The following is a 15,767-nucleotide window of genomic DNA, read 5'->3' as shown; positions in this document are numbered from 1 at the left end:
CCCGGGGCGTCAGGGCCTCAGGGCTTGCAGGGACGGGTCTCGGTCCGGCCGGCCGGCAGCCTCCTGGGGCGGGACGGCGACGGGGGACGGCACATCGGTTCCGATCGTCACGCCGGCCGGCTCTTGCAGGAGAGCATCGGCACTGAGGGCCCCGCAACCGGACGAACGGCCGGACGAACGGGTGCCGGGCCCCGGGGCAGGGCGGGTCGGCGGCAGCCTCGGCCGGTGCGCGGGCTAGGTTCGGGTCCGTGACCGGCAACGACGCGGTCCTGGCGCTGATGGTCGCCACGGCGCTGGGCTTCGACTTCACCAACGGCTTCCACGACACCGGCAACGCGATGGCGACCTCGATCGTCACCGGCGCCCTGCCGCCGCGCGTCGCGGTCGCGGTGTCGGCGGTGCTGAACCTGGTGGGCGCGTTCCTGTCGACCGCCGTGGCGGCGACCATCGCCAACGGCCTGGTCGCCACGGGGGAGGTGACCTTGACGGTCGTCTGCGCCGGTCTGGTCGGCAGCATCCTGTGGAACCTGGCCACCTGGTACCTCGGCATCCCCTCCAGTTCCTCGCACGCGCTGATCGGCGGGGTGGTCGGGGCGACGGTGGCGGCCGCCGGGGCCTCGGCCGTCAAGTGGCAGGGGCTGGTCTCCAAGGTGGTCGTGCCCGCGGCGCTGTCGCCGTTCATCGCCGGTGGGGTGGCCGTGGTCGGCACCCTCCTGGTCTACCGCCTCACCCGCGACGTGCCCGAAGGACCGCGCGGGCGCGGCTTCCGGCTCGGCCAGATCGGCTCGGCCTCCATGGTCTCGCTCGCCCACGGCACCAACGACGCGCAGAAGACCATGGGCGCCATCACCCTCGCCCTGATCGCCAACGGCACCCTGCCCGCCGGGGCGAAGGCACCGGACTGGGTGATCCTCTCCTGTGCGCTGGCGATCGCCCTGGGCACCTACATCGGCGGCTGGCGGGTGATCCGAGCCCTGGGCAAGGGGCTGGTGGAGATCGAACCGCCGCAGGGGATGGCCGCCGAGTCGGCCTCGGCCGCCGTGATCCTCTGCTCCACCGACTTCGGCTACTCGCTCTCCACCACGCACGTGGCCACCGGATCGATCCTGGGCTCAGGGGTCGGCAGGAGTGGCGCAGTGGTGCGCTGGCAGCTCGCCCGCCGGATGGTGACGGCCTGGCTGCTCACCCTGCCGGCTTCCGCGCTGGCCGGCGCGGTGGCCTACTGGGCCGCGAACGGGATCGGCGGGACGGTCGGCGTGGTGGTGATCGTCGGCGTGCTGGTGGCGGCGTCGGCCGCCTTCTTCGCCGCCTCCCGCCATCCGGCCGTGACACCGGAGAACGTCAACGCCGCGTGGACCGGTTCGGTGACGCCGGAGCCGGTCAAGGCCAAGGACGAGGTGAGCCCGTGAACTCCTGGATCAACCTGGACGCGCTGTGGAAGATCGTCGTGGTGGGCCTGCTCACCGGCGCCGGCCTGCCCGCGCTGTTCGCCCTCGGCCTGCGCCTGCTCAACCCGACCGGCGCGGCCGGCGAGCCCGCCGCCGTCCGGCCCGCCGCCGGGCCGGTCGGCTCCACCCTGGCGGGACTGATCTTCGCGGTGGTGCTCGCGGCGATCGGCTGGGGCATCTCCGTCATCGTCGGCCACCGCTGACCGCCCGCCGTCCAGGCCGTCTCGGCGAATGCCGATCCCGCTCGTCACTGCGGGTGCTGTCGTGCTTCGTCCGTCCCCTGCCGTCCGCCCCCGCCGTCCGCCCCTGCCGTCCGCCCCTGCCGTCCGCCCCCGCCGTCCGCCCGGAGCGCACCACCAAGCTGCCGCGGTAACGCACCTCGGAGCTCGGGGAACATCCAGGGCGCATCGTGATCCGATGGGCGTCCGGACTCCGGCCGCATGCCTGACCTGCCGCCGGCGTCTTCACCATGTCGGCGGTCAATCCCGCCTGCCGATCATCCGACAGGGCGAGGAGCGCATCATGCCGGTGGACGAGGGCTTGACCAGGCGGGAGAACCAGCCGGGGGCGGGCGAACGGGTCCGTACGGGCCGACGCAATCGGGTGCGGCCGGACGGCGAGCTCGTGGCCGACCCGGGGCGGGGGCTGTTCTGGGGGAACCGGGGCTCGCTGCTCGGCGCCGGCGGCCAGCCGACGCGCAAGCCGTCGACGCGGGCCTGGGTCTGCTGCGTGCTGGAGTTCAAGGACTGGTGGCGGGTTCAGTGGCAGCCGGGCCGGCTGACGGAGCTGTACTTCCTCGACGAGGCCACGGCCCTCGCCGCCGGGCACCGGCCGTGCGGGCTGTGCCGCGTCCCGGACTACCGGCGGTTCCAGCGCAGTTGGGCCGACACCCTGGGAGGCGGCCTTCCCGGCGCGCCGGAGATGGACAGCAGGCTGCAGGCGGACCGGCGAACGCCCGACGGGCGCCAGCGCACCTTCCGGGCGGCGGCCGGCGACCTGCCGGACGGCGCGTTCATCCGCCTGGACGGTGAGGCCGGGCTGATGCGGCAGGGGTACTGGCGGCCCTGGTCGATGGCCGGGTACGGCGCGACGCGGGCGGTCGCCCCGGACCTTCGGGTGGAGGTGCTCACCCCCGCGGTGACGGTGCAGGTGCTGGTCGGCGGGTACGCGCCCGTCCTGCACCCGTCCGCCGGATGAACGGGAGCGGCGGAGGCTGAGGCCCGCGGCCGAGCGCGTTCCCACCGGGTGAAATTCGGATCTCACGTTCTCGGCACCCGCACCGTCTTCCAGGTGGGACAGCAGGTGCAGAAGGCGGCCGGGCACGGTGACGACCCGAAGAAACCGGGCGGAGGCCGCCGGACTTGCAGGAGGGCAGTGCCGGCCGCGACCGGCCGGCTGTTTCGGGAGCTCGAACACATCGGTTCGGATTCAAGGTCTACGGCAGGGCGAGGATGAGGGAACCGTTCGAGAAGGCGGTCGAGCAGCACGGCGCGACCGTGCTGCGGGTGTGCCGGGCGCTGCTGGGGACACACGACGCAGACGACGCCTGGTCGGAGACGTTCCTGGCGGCGATGCGGGCTTGGCCGGGGCTGCCGGAGACGGCGAACGTGGAGGCGTGGCTGGTGACGATCGCCCGGCGCAAGGCGATCGACGTGCTGCGCGCCGCCGGACGCCGGCCGCTGCCGGCCGAGGAGTTGCCGGAGGAGCCCAGTTCGCTGGGCGTTCCGGGCGCTGACGACGGGGAGCTGTGGGAGATGGTGGGGCGCCTTCCGGGCAAGCAGCGGCAGGCGGTCACGTTCCGCTATCTGGCCGGGATGTCGTACGACGAGATCGCGGCGGTCCTGGGCGGGAACACCGCGGCGGCGCGCCGGGCGGCGGCGGACGGTCTGAAGAATCTACGAAAACACTATCCGGGCGCGACCTCGAGAGGAGCATCTACATGAGCGGCATCCGATCCCACGATGACGTCCTGAGCGTGCTGTCGGCTCCCGTCGACGCCGGGACCCTGGCCCGGCTGCACCGCCGGCTGGAGGCCGAGGCCCAGGCCGCCGCCCTGGTCGACATCGCCTACACCGTCGTCGACTCCCCGGTCGGCCCCCTGCTGCTGGCCGCCACCGACCGGGGCCTGGTCCGTGTCGCCTTCGCGGTCGAAGGCCACGACCAGGTCCTTCAGGCCCTGGCCGACAAGGTCAGCCCGCGCATCCTGCGCGCCCCCGGCCGGCTGGACACCGCCGCCCGGGAGATCGACGAGTACTTCGACCACCGCCGTCGCGCGTTCGACCTGCCGCTGGACCTGTCCCTGTCCAAGGGCTTCCGGCAACTGGTCCAGCAGCACCTGCCGGAGATCGGCTACGGCCAGACCCGCAGCTACCGCCAGGTCGCCGAACTGGTCGGCAGCCCCAAGGCGGTGCGGGCGGTCGGCACGGCCTGCGCGACCAACCCGCTGCCGGTGGTCGTCCCCTGCCACCGGGTGCTGCGCACCGACGGCACCCTCGGCGGCTACATCGGCGGCCTGGAGGCCAAGACCGCACTACTGGAACTGGAGGCCGCGGCATGACCGCCACCGCTGCGAGGGCGAACACGAGGACGCCGGCTCCCGGCGCGGACGCCGCCACCGGATCCGGGCCGTGGGCCGGCCGGGCCGAGAGCGCCGACTGGGACGCGGTGGCCGCCGAACTCGACGCGTTCGGAGGCGCGTTGCTGCCGCAACTGCTCACCCCGGACGAGGCCGGCCGACTCCGGGACCTGTACGGGCGGCCCGAGCTGTTCCGCTCCACCGTCGACATGGCCCGGTACCGGTTCGGGGCCGGCGAGTACAAGTACTTCCACGCCCCCTACCCCGAGCCGGTCGAGCAGCTCAAGCAGGCCCTGTACCCGCGGCTGCTGCCCATCGCCCGCACCTGGTGGGAACGGCTCGGCCGCACCGCGCCGTGGCCGGACACCCTGGACGAGTGGCTGCAGATGTGCCACGCGGCCGGGCAGTCCAAGTCCACCGCGATCCTGCTGCGCTACGCCGCCGGGGACTGGAACGCGCTGCACCGTGACCTGTACGGCGACCTGGTGTTCCCGTTGCAGGTCGTGATCAACCTGGACCGGCCCGGCACCGACCACACCGGTGGGGAGTTCCTGCTGGTCGAGCAGCGCCCCCGCGCCCAGTCCCGCGGCACCGCCACCCTGCTCCCGCAGGGCCACGGCTACGTGTTCACCACCCGCGACCGGCCCGTGCGCTCCGCGCGAGGCTGGTCCGCCGCCCCGGTCCGGCACGGCGTCTCGGCGCTCCGCTCCGGGCACCGGCACACCCTGGCCCTGGTCTTCCACGACGCCGCCTAGCATCCCCGGCGGCCGCCGTCGGTCTGTCCGCATTCACCGCGCCCGCCCGCCCGCTCCTGCCGGCCGGGCGCGGTGCGCCACCTGGACCTCTGCCGGTCATCGAAGAGCGCTGACGAAGAAGGCACCCCATGAATCCCCTGACCAGCCCCCTGCTGACCGACCCCCCACCGCCGGGCCCCGACCTGGCAGTCAACGACACCGAAGTCACCGTGCTGGTCGCGCTGGCCCAGGCGCGCGGCGCCCGGAGCATCGCCGTCGGCTCCGGCCGGACCCCGGCCGCGCTGGCGGGCGCCGACGCGATCACCCGGGCCTGGCAGGCCGCCGGCGGCGTCGTGGCCGCAAGGACCACCTGGCCGGAGACCGCAGCCTCCTGGCTGTGCCAGGCCCGCCACTTCGCCGACGCGCCGGCCGACGTGTGGGTGATGACCGGCCCGGAGGTCGGCTGGGCCCAGGTGGCCCGGCGGCTGCTGTGGTCCACGTCCTGGCGGCCCGACCGCACCCTGGCCACCGCCGCCATCGGCCGCCCCGCCACGCTGACCCTGGTCGGCGCCCGGCAGCTGCGCGGCCTGACCGGAGCCGACGCGAACGGCGCCACCTGGATCGTCACCGACGACGGCGGCCTCACGGTCACCGGCCTCGGCCCCGGCCCCGGCAGATCACGGTGACGGCGCTGTCCGACCTGCCGGAGGTGCCGCGCGATGCGGTCAGCCCCGCCCCCTGGGGCGCTCCTGTTGCCCCAGGACCCCCGCACTCCTCGTGATCCCGCGTATCCACGCGCCTTTCGGGAATCCTGCCCGGCCCAGCCTTCGGCCGCCCCGCCGTCCTGCCCGGCCGACTGCTGCCGGAACGCGTCTCACGTTTCGGTGCGCCCGCGCGTCTTCACCACAGACAGCAGGCGCAGAGAGGAGATCGACATGGACGTCCGGCACGCCTACGTGGACAGCCCGGTGGGACGGCTCCTGGTCGTCGCCGGCGACAACGCCCTGATCGGGCTCTGCTTCCCGGGCTACCGGTACACGCCCCGGCCCTCGGCGTGGGGCCGGCGAGCCGACACCTCGGCCGACCCGGTGCTCGCCCAGGCCCGCAGCGAACTCGACGAGTACTTCGCCGGAAAGCGGCAGGTGTTCGACGTCGCGGCGGCGACGAACGGCGACGAGTTCCAGGAACAGGTCTGGGCGCAGCTGCGCCAGATCCCGTACGGCGCGCGGATCACCTACGGCGACATCGCGGTCGAGCTGGGCAGCAAGGGGTTCGCGCAGTCCGTGGGCCAGGCCGTGGGGCGCAACCCGGTGAGCATCGTCATCCCCTGCCACCGAGTGGTGGGCGCGGGCGGCAAACTCACCGGATTCGGCGGCGGACTGGAGCGCAAGCAGCTCCTGCTGGACCTGGAGGAGCCGGTCGAGACCCGGGCCGGACGACTGTTCTAGCCGCGCCCCGGCCGGGCGGCCCGACTGCGAACGCCCGGCACCCCCTGCCCCTTTGAAGAACAGCGAGGAACCCTTCCCCGATGGCCAGCGACACCGCCCCCGCCCCCGCCCCCGAACACTCCGCCGACCCCGGGGTGGTGATCGGCGAGGACGGGCTCGCCCGCCCCGCGTGGGCCGGCACCGATCCGATGCTCCGCCAGTACTACGACACCGAGTGGGGCATGCCCGTGCGCGACGAGCGCGGCCTGTACGAACGCATCAGCCTGGAAGCGTTCCAGGCCGGGCTGTCGTGGGCGACGATCCTGCGCAAGCGCCCGGCGTTCCGTGCCGCGTTCGACGACTTCGACCCCGACCGGGTCGCCGGCTACGGCGACACCGACGTCGAACGCCTCATGGCCGACGCCGGGATCGTCCGCAACCGCGCGAAGATCCTCGCGGCCGTGGCCAACGCCCGGGCGACCATCCGGCTGCGCGAACACGGCGGCCTGACCGACTTCGTGTGGGGGTTCAAGCCACTCGACACCCCCAGGCCGCGCACGTTCGCCGAGATCCCGACAACCTCCCCCGAATCGCAGGCCCTGTCCAAGGCCCTGCGCGCGCAGGGGTTCGCGTTCGTCGGCCCGATCACCATGCACGCCCTGATGGAAGCCATCGGCATCATCGACACCCACCTGCTGGACTCCCACCGCCGCGGTTCCTCCGGAATCTGGCCGGAATGACCGCCTCACCACCCAGCGCCCCTGCTCGCTGGGGCCGTTCGGCCACCACACGGCCCGCCACGTCCCCCGTGTGGCGGGCCGTGTCCGTCGAGCCGCCGTCTGGAGGCGACGGGCGACGGGACGTTCGCCGTCATCATCACGCTGCTCGTGTTCCCGATCCACCGCACCCGGGAGGGCCGGTGCGGTGATCCTGGTCCCGAGTGGGTGTCACATGACGCGCTTCATGACGATCATGTGGCGTTTGAAGGGTGCGGTGTCGCTGCCCCAGGACAGCACGGCGAAGACCTCGCCGCCGGGGAAACCGTGGATCTCGGGTGCGGCGTCGGAGGGGGAGGGGCCGCCGGTGCTGTGGGCCCAGCCGGACCAGGTGTTGCCGCCGTCGGTGGAGCGGTTGAGGTAGAGCTGGCGGTCGTTGGGGCTGATGCAGCCGATGGCCATGTTCTGCTGGGCGGCGTAGCCCGGGTCGAAGGGACTGGTCGCGAGGTGTCCTGGGTCGCCGCCGCGGCCGATCGCCACCGACTCGCACCTGCCGCCGCCGGGCAGTTCGGTGTACCGGGCGTTCCTGCCGTCGCCCGGGCGGGTGCGGGCGATGCTGACCGTGTTGGTCAGCCCCCGCGAGGCGTAGAACTCCTGTTCTCCGGCGGTGAAGGTGAAGTTGCTGGTGATGCGCACGGCCCGGGCGTTGCCCGGCATCAGCTGCCAGGCGCCGTTCCCGTGCCGCCACCAGATCCGGTCGTCCTCGCCGCGGGCGGCCTCGTACGTCTCGTTGTCGTGCCACAGGGCGGTCATGGCCGACGGGGAGCGTGCGGGGCCGCCCTCGTTGATCCAGTTGCCCTCGGTCGTCGCCGCCGCGGCGGGCGAGGCCGTGAGCCCCACCGCCAGGCCGAGCCCGGCCAGCACCGCCACTGCCACGCGCGGTGCGCGGGCGACAACGGCACGGCGGCCGCGCATGCGTTCCGATCCCATCGGACCATCTCCCTCCTCCGGGCGCCTCGACGTGGTGCACGCCGGGGCGCGCCGCAATCCGAGGCGGAACTTCCGCCCGGAGCCCGGACATTGGCGCCGGCGGGAGCCGGTGACGGTGCCGTCAGCGGGGGCTTGCCCGCCGGTGCACGCGAAGACCGGCCGGCTGCCCGGGGCGCGGCTACGCGGCCGCAACGAGGTGGGTGCCGAAGAAGCCGGCCAGCCTCGCGACGGCGGGGGTGACGAACTCGTTCTTGTCGTAGAGGTCGACGTGCGACGCGCCGTCGATCCAGTGCAGTTCCTTCGGTCCGGTCGAGCGCTGGAAGGCCTGCACGCACATCCAGGCGGTCACCGCCTCGCGGCCGACGACCATGAGCAGCGGGCGCGGGGCGAGCAGGGGCAGGGCGGCGAAGGTGTCGAAGGCCGCGATGCGGTCGATGCTGGACCAGGTCAGGGCCTTGGCCGCCCGGGGATGTTCGGCGCGGGGCGTGCAGTAGTACTCCCAGCCGTCGTGGACGTGCGGGCCGCCGCGGTGGGCCTCCTCCTCGGTCGCGGGGAAGATCGGGAAGGTCCGGACGCCCCCGTCCCGGGCCTCGGCGGTGCGGGCCGCCGCAGCGGCTTCGAGCATGGCCCGGAAGACGGCCGGATCCTGGGTGCCGTCGGCGCCGTCGCGGAACTGACGGGCCATGTCGGTGGCGCTGACGGTGGCGACGGCCCTGATCCGCTGGTCGGTCGAGGCGGCGGCCAGGGCGTAGCCGCCGGAGGCGCAGATGCCCAGCGCCCCGATCCGGCCCGTGTCGGCCTCGGCGCGGGTGGTGAGGAAGGAGACGGCGGCCTTGAGGTCCTCGATCCGGTGCGCCGGGTCCTCCAGGCCGCGCGGCTCGCCCTCGCTCGCGCCCTGGAAGGCGGCGTCGAAGGCGAGGGTGACGAAGCCGCGCTCGGCCAGGCGCCGGGCGTACAGGCCGGCGGCCTGCTCCTTCACCCCGCCGCCGGGGTGGCCGACGACGATCGCCGGGCGGGGGCTGCCGGTGCCGCCGTCGTCGGGGGTGTACAGGTGGCCGGCGAGGTCCAGGCCGGCGCTGTGGAAGGTCACATCGGTGATCACGGTGCTGCTCCGGTCGTCGTGCGACGGGCGGGTCGGCGCGGGGCCGGCTCCGGGGCCCTCTTCGGTGGCCGCTCCTCCACCGTGGCGCCGGGGTGTGCGGGGGTGCCAGGGAGGACGCTGCCTATGCACGCCGGTACCAGGTACGAGGCCGCTCCCGTGCCGGACACTGGAACCATGACCGTCCGCGACCAGCCCTCCCGCGACAACGAGCTGGGGGACTTCCTGCGCGCCCGCCGCGCCGCCCTCGACCCCCACGGGGCCGGCTTCCCCGACGACGGACGGCTGCGCCGGGTGCCGGGCCTGCGCCGCGAGGAACTGGCGCAGCTCGCCCACGTGAGCGTCGACTACGTCGTCCGCCTGGAGCAGGGACGCACCCGGCGCGTCTCCCGGTCGGTCCTCGACGCGCTCGCCGACGCGCTGCGCCTGGCGCCGGACGAACGCGCCTACCTCTTCGCGTTGGCCGACGCGGCCCCGGCACCCGCCGCCCCACCGTCCGGCCGCCCGCCCGTGGACCCGCAACTGCGGCAGCTCCTGGCGACCATGCACGACGTTCCCGCCATGGTCCTCAACCGGCGCCTGGACGTCCTGGCCTGGAACCACGCGGCCACTGCCCTGCTCACCGACTTCGGCGCACTCGCCCCCGGGGAGCGCAACCTGATCCGCCTCACCTTCCTCGACGACGCCTACCGCGCGCTGTACGCGGACTGGCCCCGCGCCGCGTGCGACTGCGTCGCCACGCTGCGCATGGAAGCCGGCCGCCGCCCGGAGGACCGTGAACTCACTTCACTGATCGGCGAGTTGACAGCCTGCGACGCGAACTTCCGGGCCTGGTGGGCCGACCACCGGGTGCGCGGCCCCCGGCAGCTCACCAAGACCTACGCCCACCCGCTGGCCGGCCCCCTGACCCTCGACGTCCAGCAGTTCACCGTCGACACCCGGCCCGACCAGCAACTCATCGCCTACACCGCCCCTCCCGGCTCCCCGGCCCACGAGGGACTGCGATTCCTCCTCCAGTGGGCACCTGCTCCGCGCGGATGACGCTCGCGCACGGAGCCTGCACGGAACCGTCGTTGGACGGGCGTTCGCCGACCTGTGGCGGCGCAGCAGCGAGGGCATGCCCCTGCAGTGGCGCCATCGCCCCGCCGAGCACTGGCGCCGGTACCGCCAGGGGTACGTCACCGAGGCGGAACACCGGCACCGAGGGGCCATGCCCACGGTCGAGGAGCACCTGCGGCTGCGCGGGAGACGATCGGCGCCCATCGGACGGTGGACCTGGCCGAACCGATCGGCCACATCGAGGTTCCGGAACCAGCCCACATGGACCGGCTGTTGACGGAAGCGCGGCAGATCGCGCAGCGCGACGCCCCGGCACGGGCTCTGACAGGCCCATGCCGGGGCGGGGGTGGACTGCTTGCGGTCGAATCTCCCGGTCACACGTACTTGTAGCCCGAGACAGTCCCGGTCAGGTTGGCGATACCCTCGCCGGGCCCAACAGTCGCGACGAGGTTGGAGCCGAAGCAGTTGCCGTCGTACAGGCTGATCGTGTAGCGGGTGTTATTCCACACGCTGAGCGGATGGTTGTAGTTGCCCCCGTAGGAGTCCGCGTCGTGGCATCCGAACGACGGCGGCTCGAAGTCCCACCAGTCGCCGCCGTAGTCGGCGCCTTTGTAGAAGCAGATCTTGTTGGCGCGGCAGTTGCTGGACGCGGCCTTGGTGGACGCATGTTCGGTGCTGGCGTGTACCGCTGGAGCTGTGGCGATGAGCCCGGCCGCCAAGGACAGAGTGGCGGCCAGAGTGGCCAGTCGGCGCATGGATGCGCTCCCTTCTTCGCCAATAGATTGCTGGCAAACCTGCGGTTTCCACGGCTGAAGCGCCTGGGAGTCGCTCAGTCGGACTAACCAATTCGCATAGGCGTGCCCTTGCGTACGCCGCCCCGCACGGTTCGTCCCTGCGCTACCACCTCTTGACAGCCCGGAGGTGCGCGCCGTGCCACATGAGCCCCGCGCGCCACGCCCGGTGCCGGGCCGGCTGTCACTGGACAGCACGTCGCCCCGGCGCGGGACGTGAGAGCAACGATCACAGCGCCGTGATCAGCAGCGCCGACAGCCACAGGATGTGCCACGCCTGGACGACCTGGAACCGGCGCTCTGATCGCGGAGTCGGGGAGCAACTCCGTGAAGTTCTCCTGCTGTTCAACATGGCGGTACTCGGCGAGGGATAGCATCTGCGACATCTAGATGTGTAGATGTCCCGCCGGGGCCTCGGTGGGACCTGCGCGGCTTCCTGGTGAAGTAAGCCCACTCGAACCATGGGCGCCCGCACACCTTCTGACCAGTAGTCACGAGAACGGGAAGGGACCCCCGATGACCCCCACGAAGACCGCCGGCGTCGCAGCCGCGGCCTGCCTCGCCCTCACCACTGCACTGGCCCTGGCCAACCCGGCCCAGGCGTCCCCGATCCAGGGCGCCTATGTCGCCCTGGGTGACTCCTACACCGCCGTCGGAACACTGACCGCCCCCGCCCCCGGCACACCGTCCGCCTGCCGCCAGGGCGTCGACAACTACCCCCACGTCTTGGCCCGGAACCTCGGGCTGCAACTCGCCGACGTCAGCTGCTCCGGCGCGCAGGCCCGAGACATGACGCTCGCCCAGTCGCCGGACTCACCGCCGCAGTTCGACGCGCTGACCCCGTCCACATCGGTGGTCACCCTGGGCATAGGAGGCAACGACAACAACACCTTCAGCACTGCCGTCCGCGGCTGCGAGGTCATCGACGCGCTCACCGTGTTCGACATCGGCTCGCCGTGCGCGGACTTCTACAAATCGACCTTCGCCGACGCCATCGCCTCGGACGAGGTGAACATCGCCGGGGCCCTCCAGCAGATCCACCGACTCGCGCCGCAGGCCAAGGTCTTCGTCGTCGGCTACCCGGACATCCTGCCGCAGAGCGGCAACTGCCGGCCGCAACTGACCCTCACCACCAAGGACACCGCCTACCTCGACGGCATCGAACTGGCCCTCAACTCCATGCTGCGGCACGCCGCCCAGAGCAACGACGCCACCTACGTCGACACCTACACCCCGAGCGTCGGGCACGACGCCTGCCAGAGCACGTCCACCCGCTGGATCGAGCCGCTCGTCCCCGCCGGCGCCTACGCGCCGTTCCACCCGAACGCGGTCGGTCAGCAACACTCCGCTGCGGCCGTCGAAGCCGCGCTGCGGGCCGCCGGCGTCAGCTGAGGGTCCGAGGCCGCAGACCGCAACGGGTCGATGGCCCGGCGGCCTCACCGAGGCTGCCGGGCCACCGGGCCCTCGCCCCCGACGTCCCGGTTGTTCCGGTCAGGCCTGGTCACGCCTGGTCACGCCTGGTCGCGCTTGGTCGCAGCCTCAAATGCGGCCCGGATCACTTGCGACGGGAGGGAGGTGGCGGGAGGGAGGTGGAAGTCCCCGCGCAACGAGGTGCGCCTCAGCCGCTGGTATCCGCGCTGCCCGAGTCCTGGTCCGCCTGGCGCCACTCGCGGTAGCGCATGACGAAGCTGGCGTTCTCGCCGTAGATCCGCCGGCGTACGTAGAGGATCGGCCGTCCGTCCGGTGCGCAGCTGACCCCCTCGCGCAGGAGCAGCGGACTGCCGGCCGCGACGTCGAGTCGCTGCGCGTCGGCGATGTCGGCGGCGATCGCGCTGAACGAGCGCCAGTCGTATTCAAGTTCGATACCGATCGCCTCGGCCACCGCCACCGTGGTGTTCCGCGACTCCGTCGACTCCGCGAAGCCTGTGGGCAGCAGGTGCGTGGCCACCCAGTAGCTGTTCACGGCCCAGGGCTGGGCGGAGATCACGATCACGGTGTCGATGCGGGTCAGCGCGCTCGTGGGCAGCCGCAGGTGCTCGGCCGCCTGCCGGTCGGGCGCCGTGTCCGAGCCGACCGACACCTCCACGGCCCGTTCCTCGGTGCCCTTCAGGCCGCGCACGGGCACGGGCACGCTCTGGCTGCCGACATCGAGGCGGGCGCTGTTCGGGTCGACATCGATCGTGGCCCGCACGACCGGCCGGCGTACGAAGGTGCCGACCCCCCGCCGGATCTCGATCGCGCCCGCGCGGTCGAGCTCGGCGATCGCCTGGCGGACGGTCAATCGGTTGGCGCCGAATTGCCCGCACAGCTCCGGCTCGCTCGGCAGTCGGGAGCCCGGGGGGTACTCGCCGGTGTCGATGCGCTCCTGGATGGCGCGGGCGAACTGGAGGTACAACGGACCGTTGTTTCGTGGTGTCGGCACGTGGCGAATCCTACGGATCCGGCGCCCTGGGTCCAGTCCGGGTTCGCATCCGTGAAGTTCTCCTGTTGTTCAACCGGGTGCGGCTCGGCGAGGGATAGCATCTGCGGCATCTGGACGGCTAGACATCTAGATGCCTGGCCGGAGCCCCAGCAGACCCTGCACAGCCGCCTGGTGAAGGGCCCCGCCCCCCGGCACCCCCATCGAATGAATCGCAACACCACGACAACCCCGACGGGCAGGCCGACACCATGCACCACCAGCACGATCCGCACGCCTGGATCACCACACCCATCACCGCGAACCTCCTGCGCGGAGCCCTCGACCTGGAGCAGACTGAGCGCGGCCTGCTGCCGCACCGACTGCCCGCCTGGGCCCGCGCCCAGTGCGCCGACCCGCAGCTGGCCAGGGCAGAGTCCCAGCCCTCCGGTGTACGGCTGGCCTTCCGCACCCGGGCCACCGCCGTCGAACTGGACACCCTGCCCACCAAGACCGCCTACGTGGGTGCCCCGGCGCGCCCGGACGGCGTCTACGACCTGCTCGTCGACGGCCGTCTGGCCGGTCAGGCCGTCGTGACCGGCGGCGACACGCTGACCATCGACATCACCACCAGGACCGCCGAGCGCCTCCCGGGCACCGCCGGCACCCTCCGCTTCAGCGACCTGCCCGACCGGGCCAAGGACGTCGAGATCTGGCTGCCGTACAACGAGACCACCGAACTCGTCGCACTGCGGACCGACGCCCCCATCGAGCCCGTGCCGGACCGAGGCCGCAAGGTGTGGCTGCACCACGGAAGTTCCATCAGCCACGGCTCCGACGCCGCCGGCCCCACCAGCACCTGGCCCGCCCTGGCCGCTGCCCTCGGCGACGTGGAACTGATCAACCTGGGCCTGGGCGGCAGCGCCCTGCTCGACCCCTTCACCGCGCGCACCATGCGGGACACCCCCGCCGACCTGATCAGCGTCAAGATCGGCATCAACGTGGTCAACCACGACCTGATGCGCCTGCGTGCTTTCACCCCCGCCGTCCACGGCTTCCTCGACACCATCCGCGACGGCCACCCCCGAACGCCCCTGCTCGTCGTCTCGCCCATCCTGTGCCCCATGGTCGAGGACACACCCGGCCCCAGCACGATCGACCTCACCGCTCTCAGCACCGGACAACTCCGCTTCCGGGCAACGGGCGACCCCGCGGAGCGCGCGAGCGGAAAGCTGACGCTGGGCGTCATCCGGGACGAACTGGCCCGCATCGTCGAACAGCGGGCCGCCGATGACCCGAACCTCCACTACCTCGACGGTCGCGACCTCTACGGACCGGCCGACGCCGCCGGCCTCCCGCTGCCCGACCAACTCCACCCGGACGCCGTTACCCACCAGCACATGGCCCAACGCTTCGCCACCCTCACCTTCACCACCCCGGGCCCCTTCAGCCACTGGCCGGAGCGGTGCTGTTCGGCCGGTTCGGCCGTGCGGTGTGGATGTAGTTGAGGAGTATGCCGGTGAAGGGCTCGGGGACTGGGGTGGGTGGATCGCCGAGCCGGAGTGCGACCTGATCGGCTTCGTGCTGGACCTCGCGGATGGGTGAGCCGGACCAGCCGCCGGATGGGCTGGGCATAGAGCAGGATCAGTGCGGTGGCGACCCCCTCCATGGGCGGGAGCTCGTCGCTGATCACGACCTTGCGGATCAGGGCGATGCGCCGGTGCCGGCTGACCGGGCCTGGGGCGGATTCTCGGAGAAGCCGGGAAGCCGGGCAGCGTCGTCGTTCAGCGCGAGGTTCAGCGCGAGCCGGCACAACCAGGTGCGGTACCAGCCGACTTGTCGGTATTCGACCGGCCCTGACGGGAGCTACGCGGCCGTCGAACCATCCCCCTGCGAGGCCGGGTTGAGGGCGGCGTAGTGTGCGCAGTGTGAAAGAACTGATCTTCCGGGGAAAAGACAGATTCCGCCCAGACTGGTCCGATCTCGGGCCGGTGCTCATCGTCGTCACGGTCGAACTCGTCGCCGGCCACCTGAAGTTCCACCTCGGCCTCGGCCCCATGCTCCTACTCGTCGGCGGGACCGTGGTACTGGCCGCCGCGAGCCGCCTCATCTCCATGCGGTACTGGAGCAGGGTCGGCACCGACGGAGTCACCATCTGCTGGGGGTTCGGCCGTGGCCGCACCTACTCCTGGCAACAGATCTCCTGGATCGACGTGTCGGAGTTCCAAGGCCGCGGCGCGCCCACACGTGTGGCCCGGATCCACACCACCGATGGCCGGCGCCACTGGATGTCCACTGTGATGGCCAGCGACCTCCACCCGTCGGAGGACTTCGACGCCGACTTCCGGCGGGTCGTCGACTGGTGGAAGCACAACACCAGTCCGAGCCAGCGCGTCCTGCCGGAGAAGCGGTTCCGGGACCGGCTGACGCCCGTGAGGGTCGCGGTGCTGTGCACCATCGCCCTCGCCGTCGTCCTCTTCGTCTTCACCGTAGTGCTGGCCCAGTAGCCACCTGGATGCGTCGGCCCGGT

At 72.4% G+C, this 15,767-nt stretch carries 18 protein-coding genes; 14 read left to right on the top strand and 4 right to left on the bottom strand.

What is annotated here, in order from left to right; genetic code table 11:
- Nucleotides 1-248 precede the first annotated feature (248 nt).
- The 9 genes from ACFVHI_RS02070 (at nt 249) to ACFVHI_RS02030 (ending at nt 6,924) form a co-directional block, all read left to right on the top strand.
- Nucleotides 249-1,409 (top strand): anion permease, encoded by a 1,161-nt coding sequence (locus ACFVHI_RS02070; protein ID WP_380334817.1) that lies wholly within the window; start codon nt 249-251, stop codon nt 1,407-1,409.
- Nucleotides 1,406-1,651, top strand: coding sequence for a hypothetical protein (locus tag ACFVHI_RS02065; protein ID WP_380334814.1), 246 nt, complete (start codon nt 1,406-1,408; stop codon nt 1,649-1,651). The genes ACFVHI_RS02070 and ACFVHI_RS02065 overlap by 4 nt, the downstream gene beginning before the upstream one ends.
- Nucleotides 1,652-1,970: 319 nt before the next feature.
- On the top strand, nt 1,971-2,645 hold the full coding sequence (locus tag ACFVHI_RS02060; protein WP_380334811.1) for a hypothetical protein: 675 nt from the start codon (nt 1,971-1,973) through the stop codon (nt 2,643-2,645).
- Between the two features lie 254 nt (nt 2,646-2,899).
- A complete protein-coding gene (locus tag ACFVHI_RS02055) occupies nt 2,900-3,391 on the top strand; it encodes an RNA polymerase sigma factor (RefSeq protein WP_380334808.1) in 492 nt (163 codons plus the stop codon).
- A complete protein-coding gene (locus ACFVHI_RS02050) occupies nt 3,388-4,005 on the top strand; it encodes a methylated-DNA--[protein]-cysteine S-methyltransferase (RefSeq protein ID WP_063352126.1) in 618 nt (205 codons plus the stop codon). The genes ACFVHI_RS02055 and ACFVHI_RS02050 overlap by 4 nt, the downstream gene beginning before the upstream one ends.
- Nucleotides 4,002-4,778: a 2OG-Fe(II) oxygenase gene (locus ACFVHI_RS02045; RefSeq protein WP_380334807.1), complete on the top strand. Its 777-nt coding sequence runs from the start codon at nt 4,002-4,004 to the stop codon at nt 4,776-4,778. Before ACFVHI_RS02050 ends, ACFVHI_RS02045 begins: the two co-directional genes overlap by 4 nt.
- Nucleotides 4,779-4,906: 128 nt before the next feature.
- A complete protein-coding gene (locus ACFVHI_RS02040) occupies nt 4,907-5,443 on the top strand; it encodes a hypothetical protein (protein ID WP_380334805.1) in 537 nt (178 codons plus the stop codon).
- Between the two features lie 249 nt (nt 5,444-5,692).
- On the top strand, nt 5,693-6,205 hold the full coding sequence (locus ACFVHI_RS02035; RefSeq protein ID WP_380334803.1) for a methylated-DNA--[protein]-cysteine S-methyltransferase: 513 nt from the start codon (nt 5,693-5,695) through the stop codon (nt 6,203-6,205).
- An 80-nt stretch (nt 6,206-6,285) separates the two neighbouring features.
- Nucleotides 6,286-6,924, top strand: coding sequence for a DNA-3-methyladenine glycosylase I (locus ACFVHI_RS02030; protein WP_380334800.1), 639 nt, complete (start codon nt 6,286-6,288; stop codon nt 6,922-6,924).
- Between the two features lie 207 nt (nt 6,925-7,131).
- On the opposite strand, the gene ACFVHI_RS02025 is transcribed toward ACFVHI_RS02030, so the two are convergent.
- Nucleotides 7,132-7,890 carry a hypothetical protein gene (locus tag ACFVHI_RS02025; RefSeq protein ID WP_380334797.1) on the bottom strand — a complete coding sequence of 253 codons (759 nt, stop codon included), beginning with the start codon at nt 7,888-7,890 and terminating at the stop codon, nt 7,132-7,134.
- Between the two features lie 178 nt (nt 7,891-8,068).
- Nucleotides 8,069-8,992 carry an alpha/beta hydrolase gene (locus ACFVHI_RS02020; RefSeq protein WP_380334794.1) on the bottom strand — a complete coding sequence of 308 codons (924 nt, stop codon included), beginning with the start codon at nt 8,990-8,992 and terminating at the stop codon, nt 8,069-8,071.
- 174 nt (nt 8,993-9,166) lie between these two features.
- Between ACFVHI_RS02020 and ACFVHI_RS02015 the strand changes: the two genes are divergently transcribed.
- Together ACFVHI_RS02015 and ACFVHI_RS02010 are read left to right on the top strand one after the other, a co-directional pair.
- Nucleotides 9,167-10,030 carry a helix-turn-helix transcriptional regulator gene (locus ACFVHI_RS02015; RefSeq protein WP_380334792.1) on the top strand — a complete coding sequence of 288 codons (864 nt, stop codon included), beginning with the start codon at nt 9,167-9,169 and terminating at the stop codon, nt 10,028-10,030.
- A complete protein-coding gene (locus ACFVHI_RS02010; RefSeq protein WP_380334922.1) occupies nt 10,014-10,325 on the top strand; it encodes a terpene synthase family protein in 312 nt (103 codons plus the stop codon). The genes ACFVHI_RS02015 and ACFVHI_RS02010 overlap by 17 nt, the downstream gene beginning before the upstream one ends.
- A gap of 97 nt (nt 10,326-10,422) precedes the next feature.
- On the opposite strand, the gene ACFVHI_RS02005 is transcribed toward ACFVHI_RS02010, so the two are convergent.
- On the bottom strand, nt 10,423-10,803 hold the full coding sequence (locus ACFVHI_RS02005; RefSeq protein WP_063352119.1) for a peptidase inhibitor family I36 protein: 381 nt from the start codon (nt 10,801-10,803) through the stop codon (nt 10,423-10,425).
- Nucleotides 10,804-11,355: 552 nt separating this feature from the next.
- Here ACFVHI_RS02005 and ACFVHI_RS02000 point away from each other — a divergent pair.
- Nucleotides 11,356-12,231: an SGNH/GDSL hydrolase family protein gene (locus ACFVHI_RS02000; RefSeq protein ID WP_380334790.1), complete on the top strand. Its 876-nt coding sequence runs from the start codon at nt 11,356-11,358 to the stop codon at nt 12,229-12,231.
- A gap of 226 nt (nt 12,232-12,457) precedes the next feature.
- On the opposite strand, the gene ACFVHI_RS01995 is transcribed toward ACFVHI_RS02000, so the two are convergent.
- Nucleotides 12,458-13,261, bottom strand: a complete 804-nt coding sequence (locus tag ACFVHI_RS01995) for a GntR family transcriptional regulator (protein WP_380334787.1) — start codon at nt 13,259-13,261, stop codon at nt 12,458-12,460.
- 248 nt (nt 13,262-13,509) lie between these two features.
- On the opposite strand from ACFVHI_RS01995, the gene ACFVHI_RS01990 reads away from it, so the two are divergent.
- Together ACFVHI_RS01990 and ACFVHI_RS01985 are read left to right on the top strand one after the other, a co-directional pair.
- Entirely contained in the window at nt 13,510-14,745 is a 1,236-nt protein-coding gene (locus ACFVHI_RS01990) for a GDSL-type esterase/lipase family protein (protein ID WP_380334784.1), read from the top strand.
- A 483-nt stretch (nt 14,746-15,228) separates the two neighbouring features.
- Nucleotides 15,229-15,744, top strand: coding sequence for a PH domain-containing protein (locus tag ACFVHI_RS01985; protein WP_063352115.1), 516 nt, complete (start codon nt 15,229-15,231; stop codon nt 15,742-15,744).
- Nucleotides 15,745-15,767 lie beyond the last annotated feature (23 nt).

It is taken from the genome of Kitasatospora sp. NPDC127121 (genome assembly GCF_042677305.1).
Classification (GTDB): domain Bacteria; phylum Actinomycetota; class Actinomycetes; order Streptomycetales; family Streptomycetaceae; genus Kitasatospora.
Note: the sequence above shows the minus strand (reverse complement) of the source record. Positions and strands in the feature narration are given on the sequence as shown.

Excerpts from the sequence above, each read along its gene's own strand:
- ACFVHI_RS02005 (WP_063352119.1), bottom strand. The coding sequence starts at position 10,803 with ATGCGCCGACTGGCCACTCTGGCCGCCACTCTGTCCTTGGCGGCCGGG.
- ACFVHI_RS02040 (WP_380334805.1), top strand. The coding sequence starts at position 4,907 with ATGAATCCCCTGACCAGCCCCCTGCTGACCGACCCCCCACCGCCGGGC.
- ACFVHI_RS02060 (WP_380334811.1), top strand. The coding sequence starts at position 1,971 with ATGCCGGTGGACGAGGGCTTGACCAGGCGGGAGAACCAGCCGGGGGCG.
- ACFVHI_RS02000 (WP_380334790.1), top strand. The coding sequence starts at position 11,356 with ATGACCCCCACGAAGACCGCCGGCGTCGCAGCCGCGGCCTGCCTCGCC.
- ACFVHI_RS02025 (WP_380334797.1), bottom strand. The coding sequence starts at position 7,890 with ATGGGATCGGAACGCATGCGCGGCCGCCGTGCCGTTGTCGCCCGCGCA.
- ACFVHI_RS02015 (WP_380334792.1), top strand. The coding sequence starts at position 9,167 with ATGACCGTCCGCGACCAGCCCTCCCGCGACAACGAGCTGGGGGACTTC.
- ACFVHI_RS01990 (WP_380334784.1), top strand. The coding sequence starts at position 13,510 with ATGCACCACCAGCACGATCCGCACGCCTGGATCACCACACCCATCACC.
- ACFVHI_RS02045 (WP_380334807.1), top strand. The coding sequence starts at position 4,002 with ATGACCGCCACCGCTGCGAGGGCGAACACGAGGACGCCGGCTCCCGGC.
- ACFVHI_RS02050 (WP_063352126.1), top strand. The coding sequence starts at position 3,388 with ATGAGCGGCATCCGATCCCACGATGACGTCCTGAGCGTGCTGTCGGCT.
- ACFVHI_RS02055 (WP_380334808.1), top strand. The coding sequence starts at position 2,900 with ATGAGGGAACCGTTCGAGAAGGCGGTCGAGCAGCACGGCGCGACCGTG.
- ACFVHI_RS02030 (WP_380334800.1), top strand. The coding sequence starts at position 6,286 with ATGGCCAGCGACACCGCCCCCGCCCCCGCCCCCGAACACTCCGCCGAC.
- ACFVHI_RS02035 (WP_380334803.1), top strand. The coding sequence starts at position 5,693 with ATGGACGTCCGGCACGCCTACGTGGACAGCCCGGTGGGACGGCTCCTG.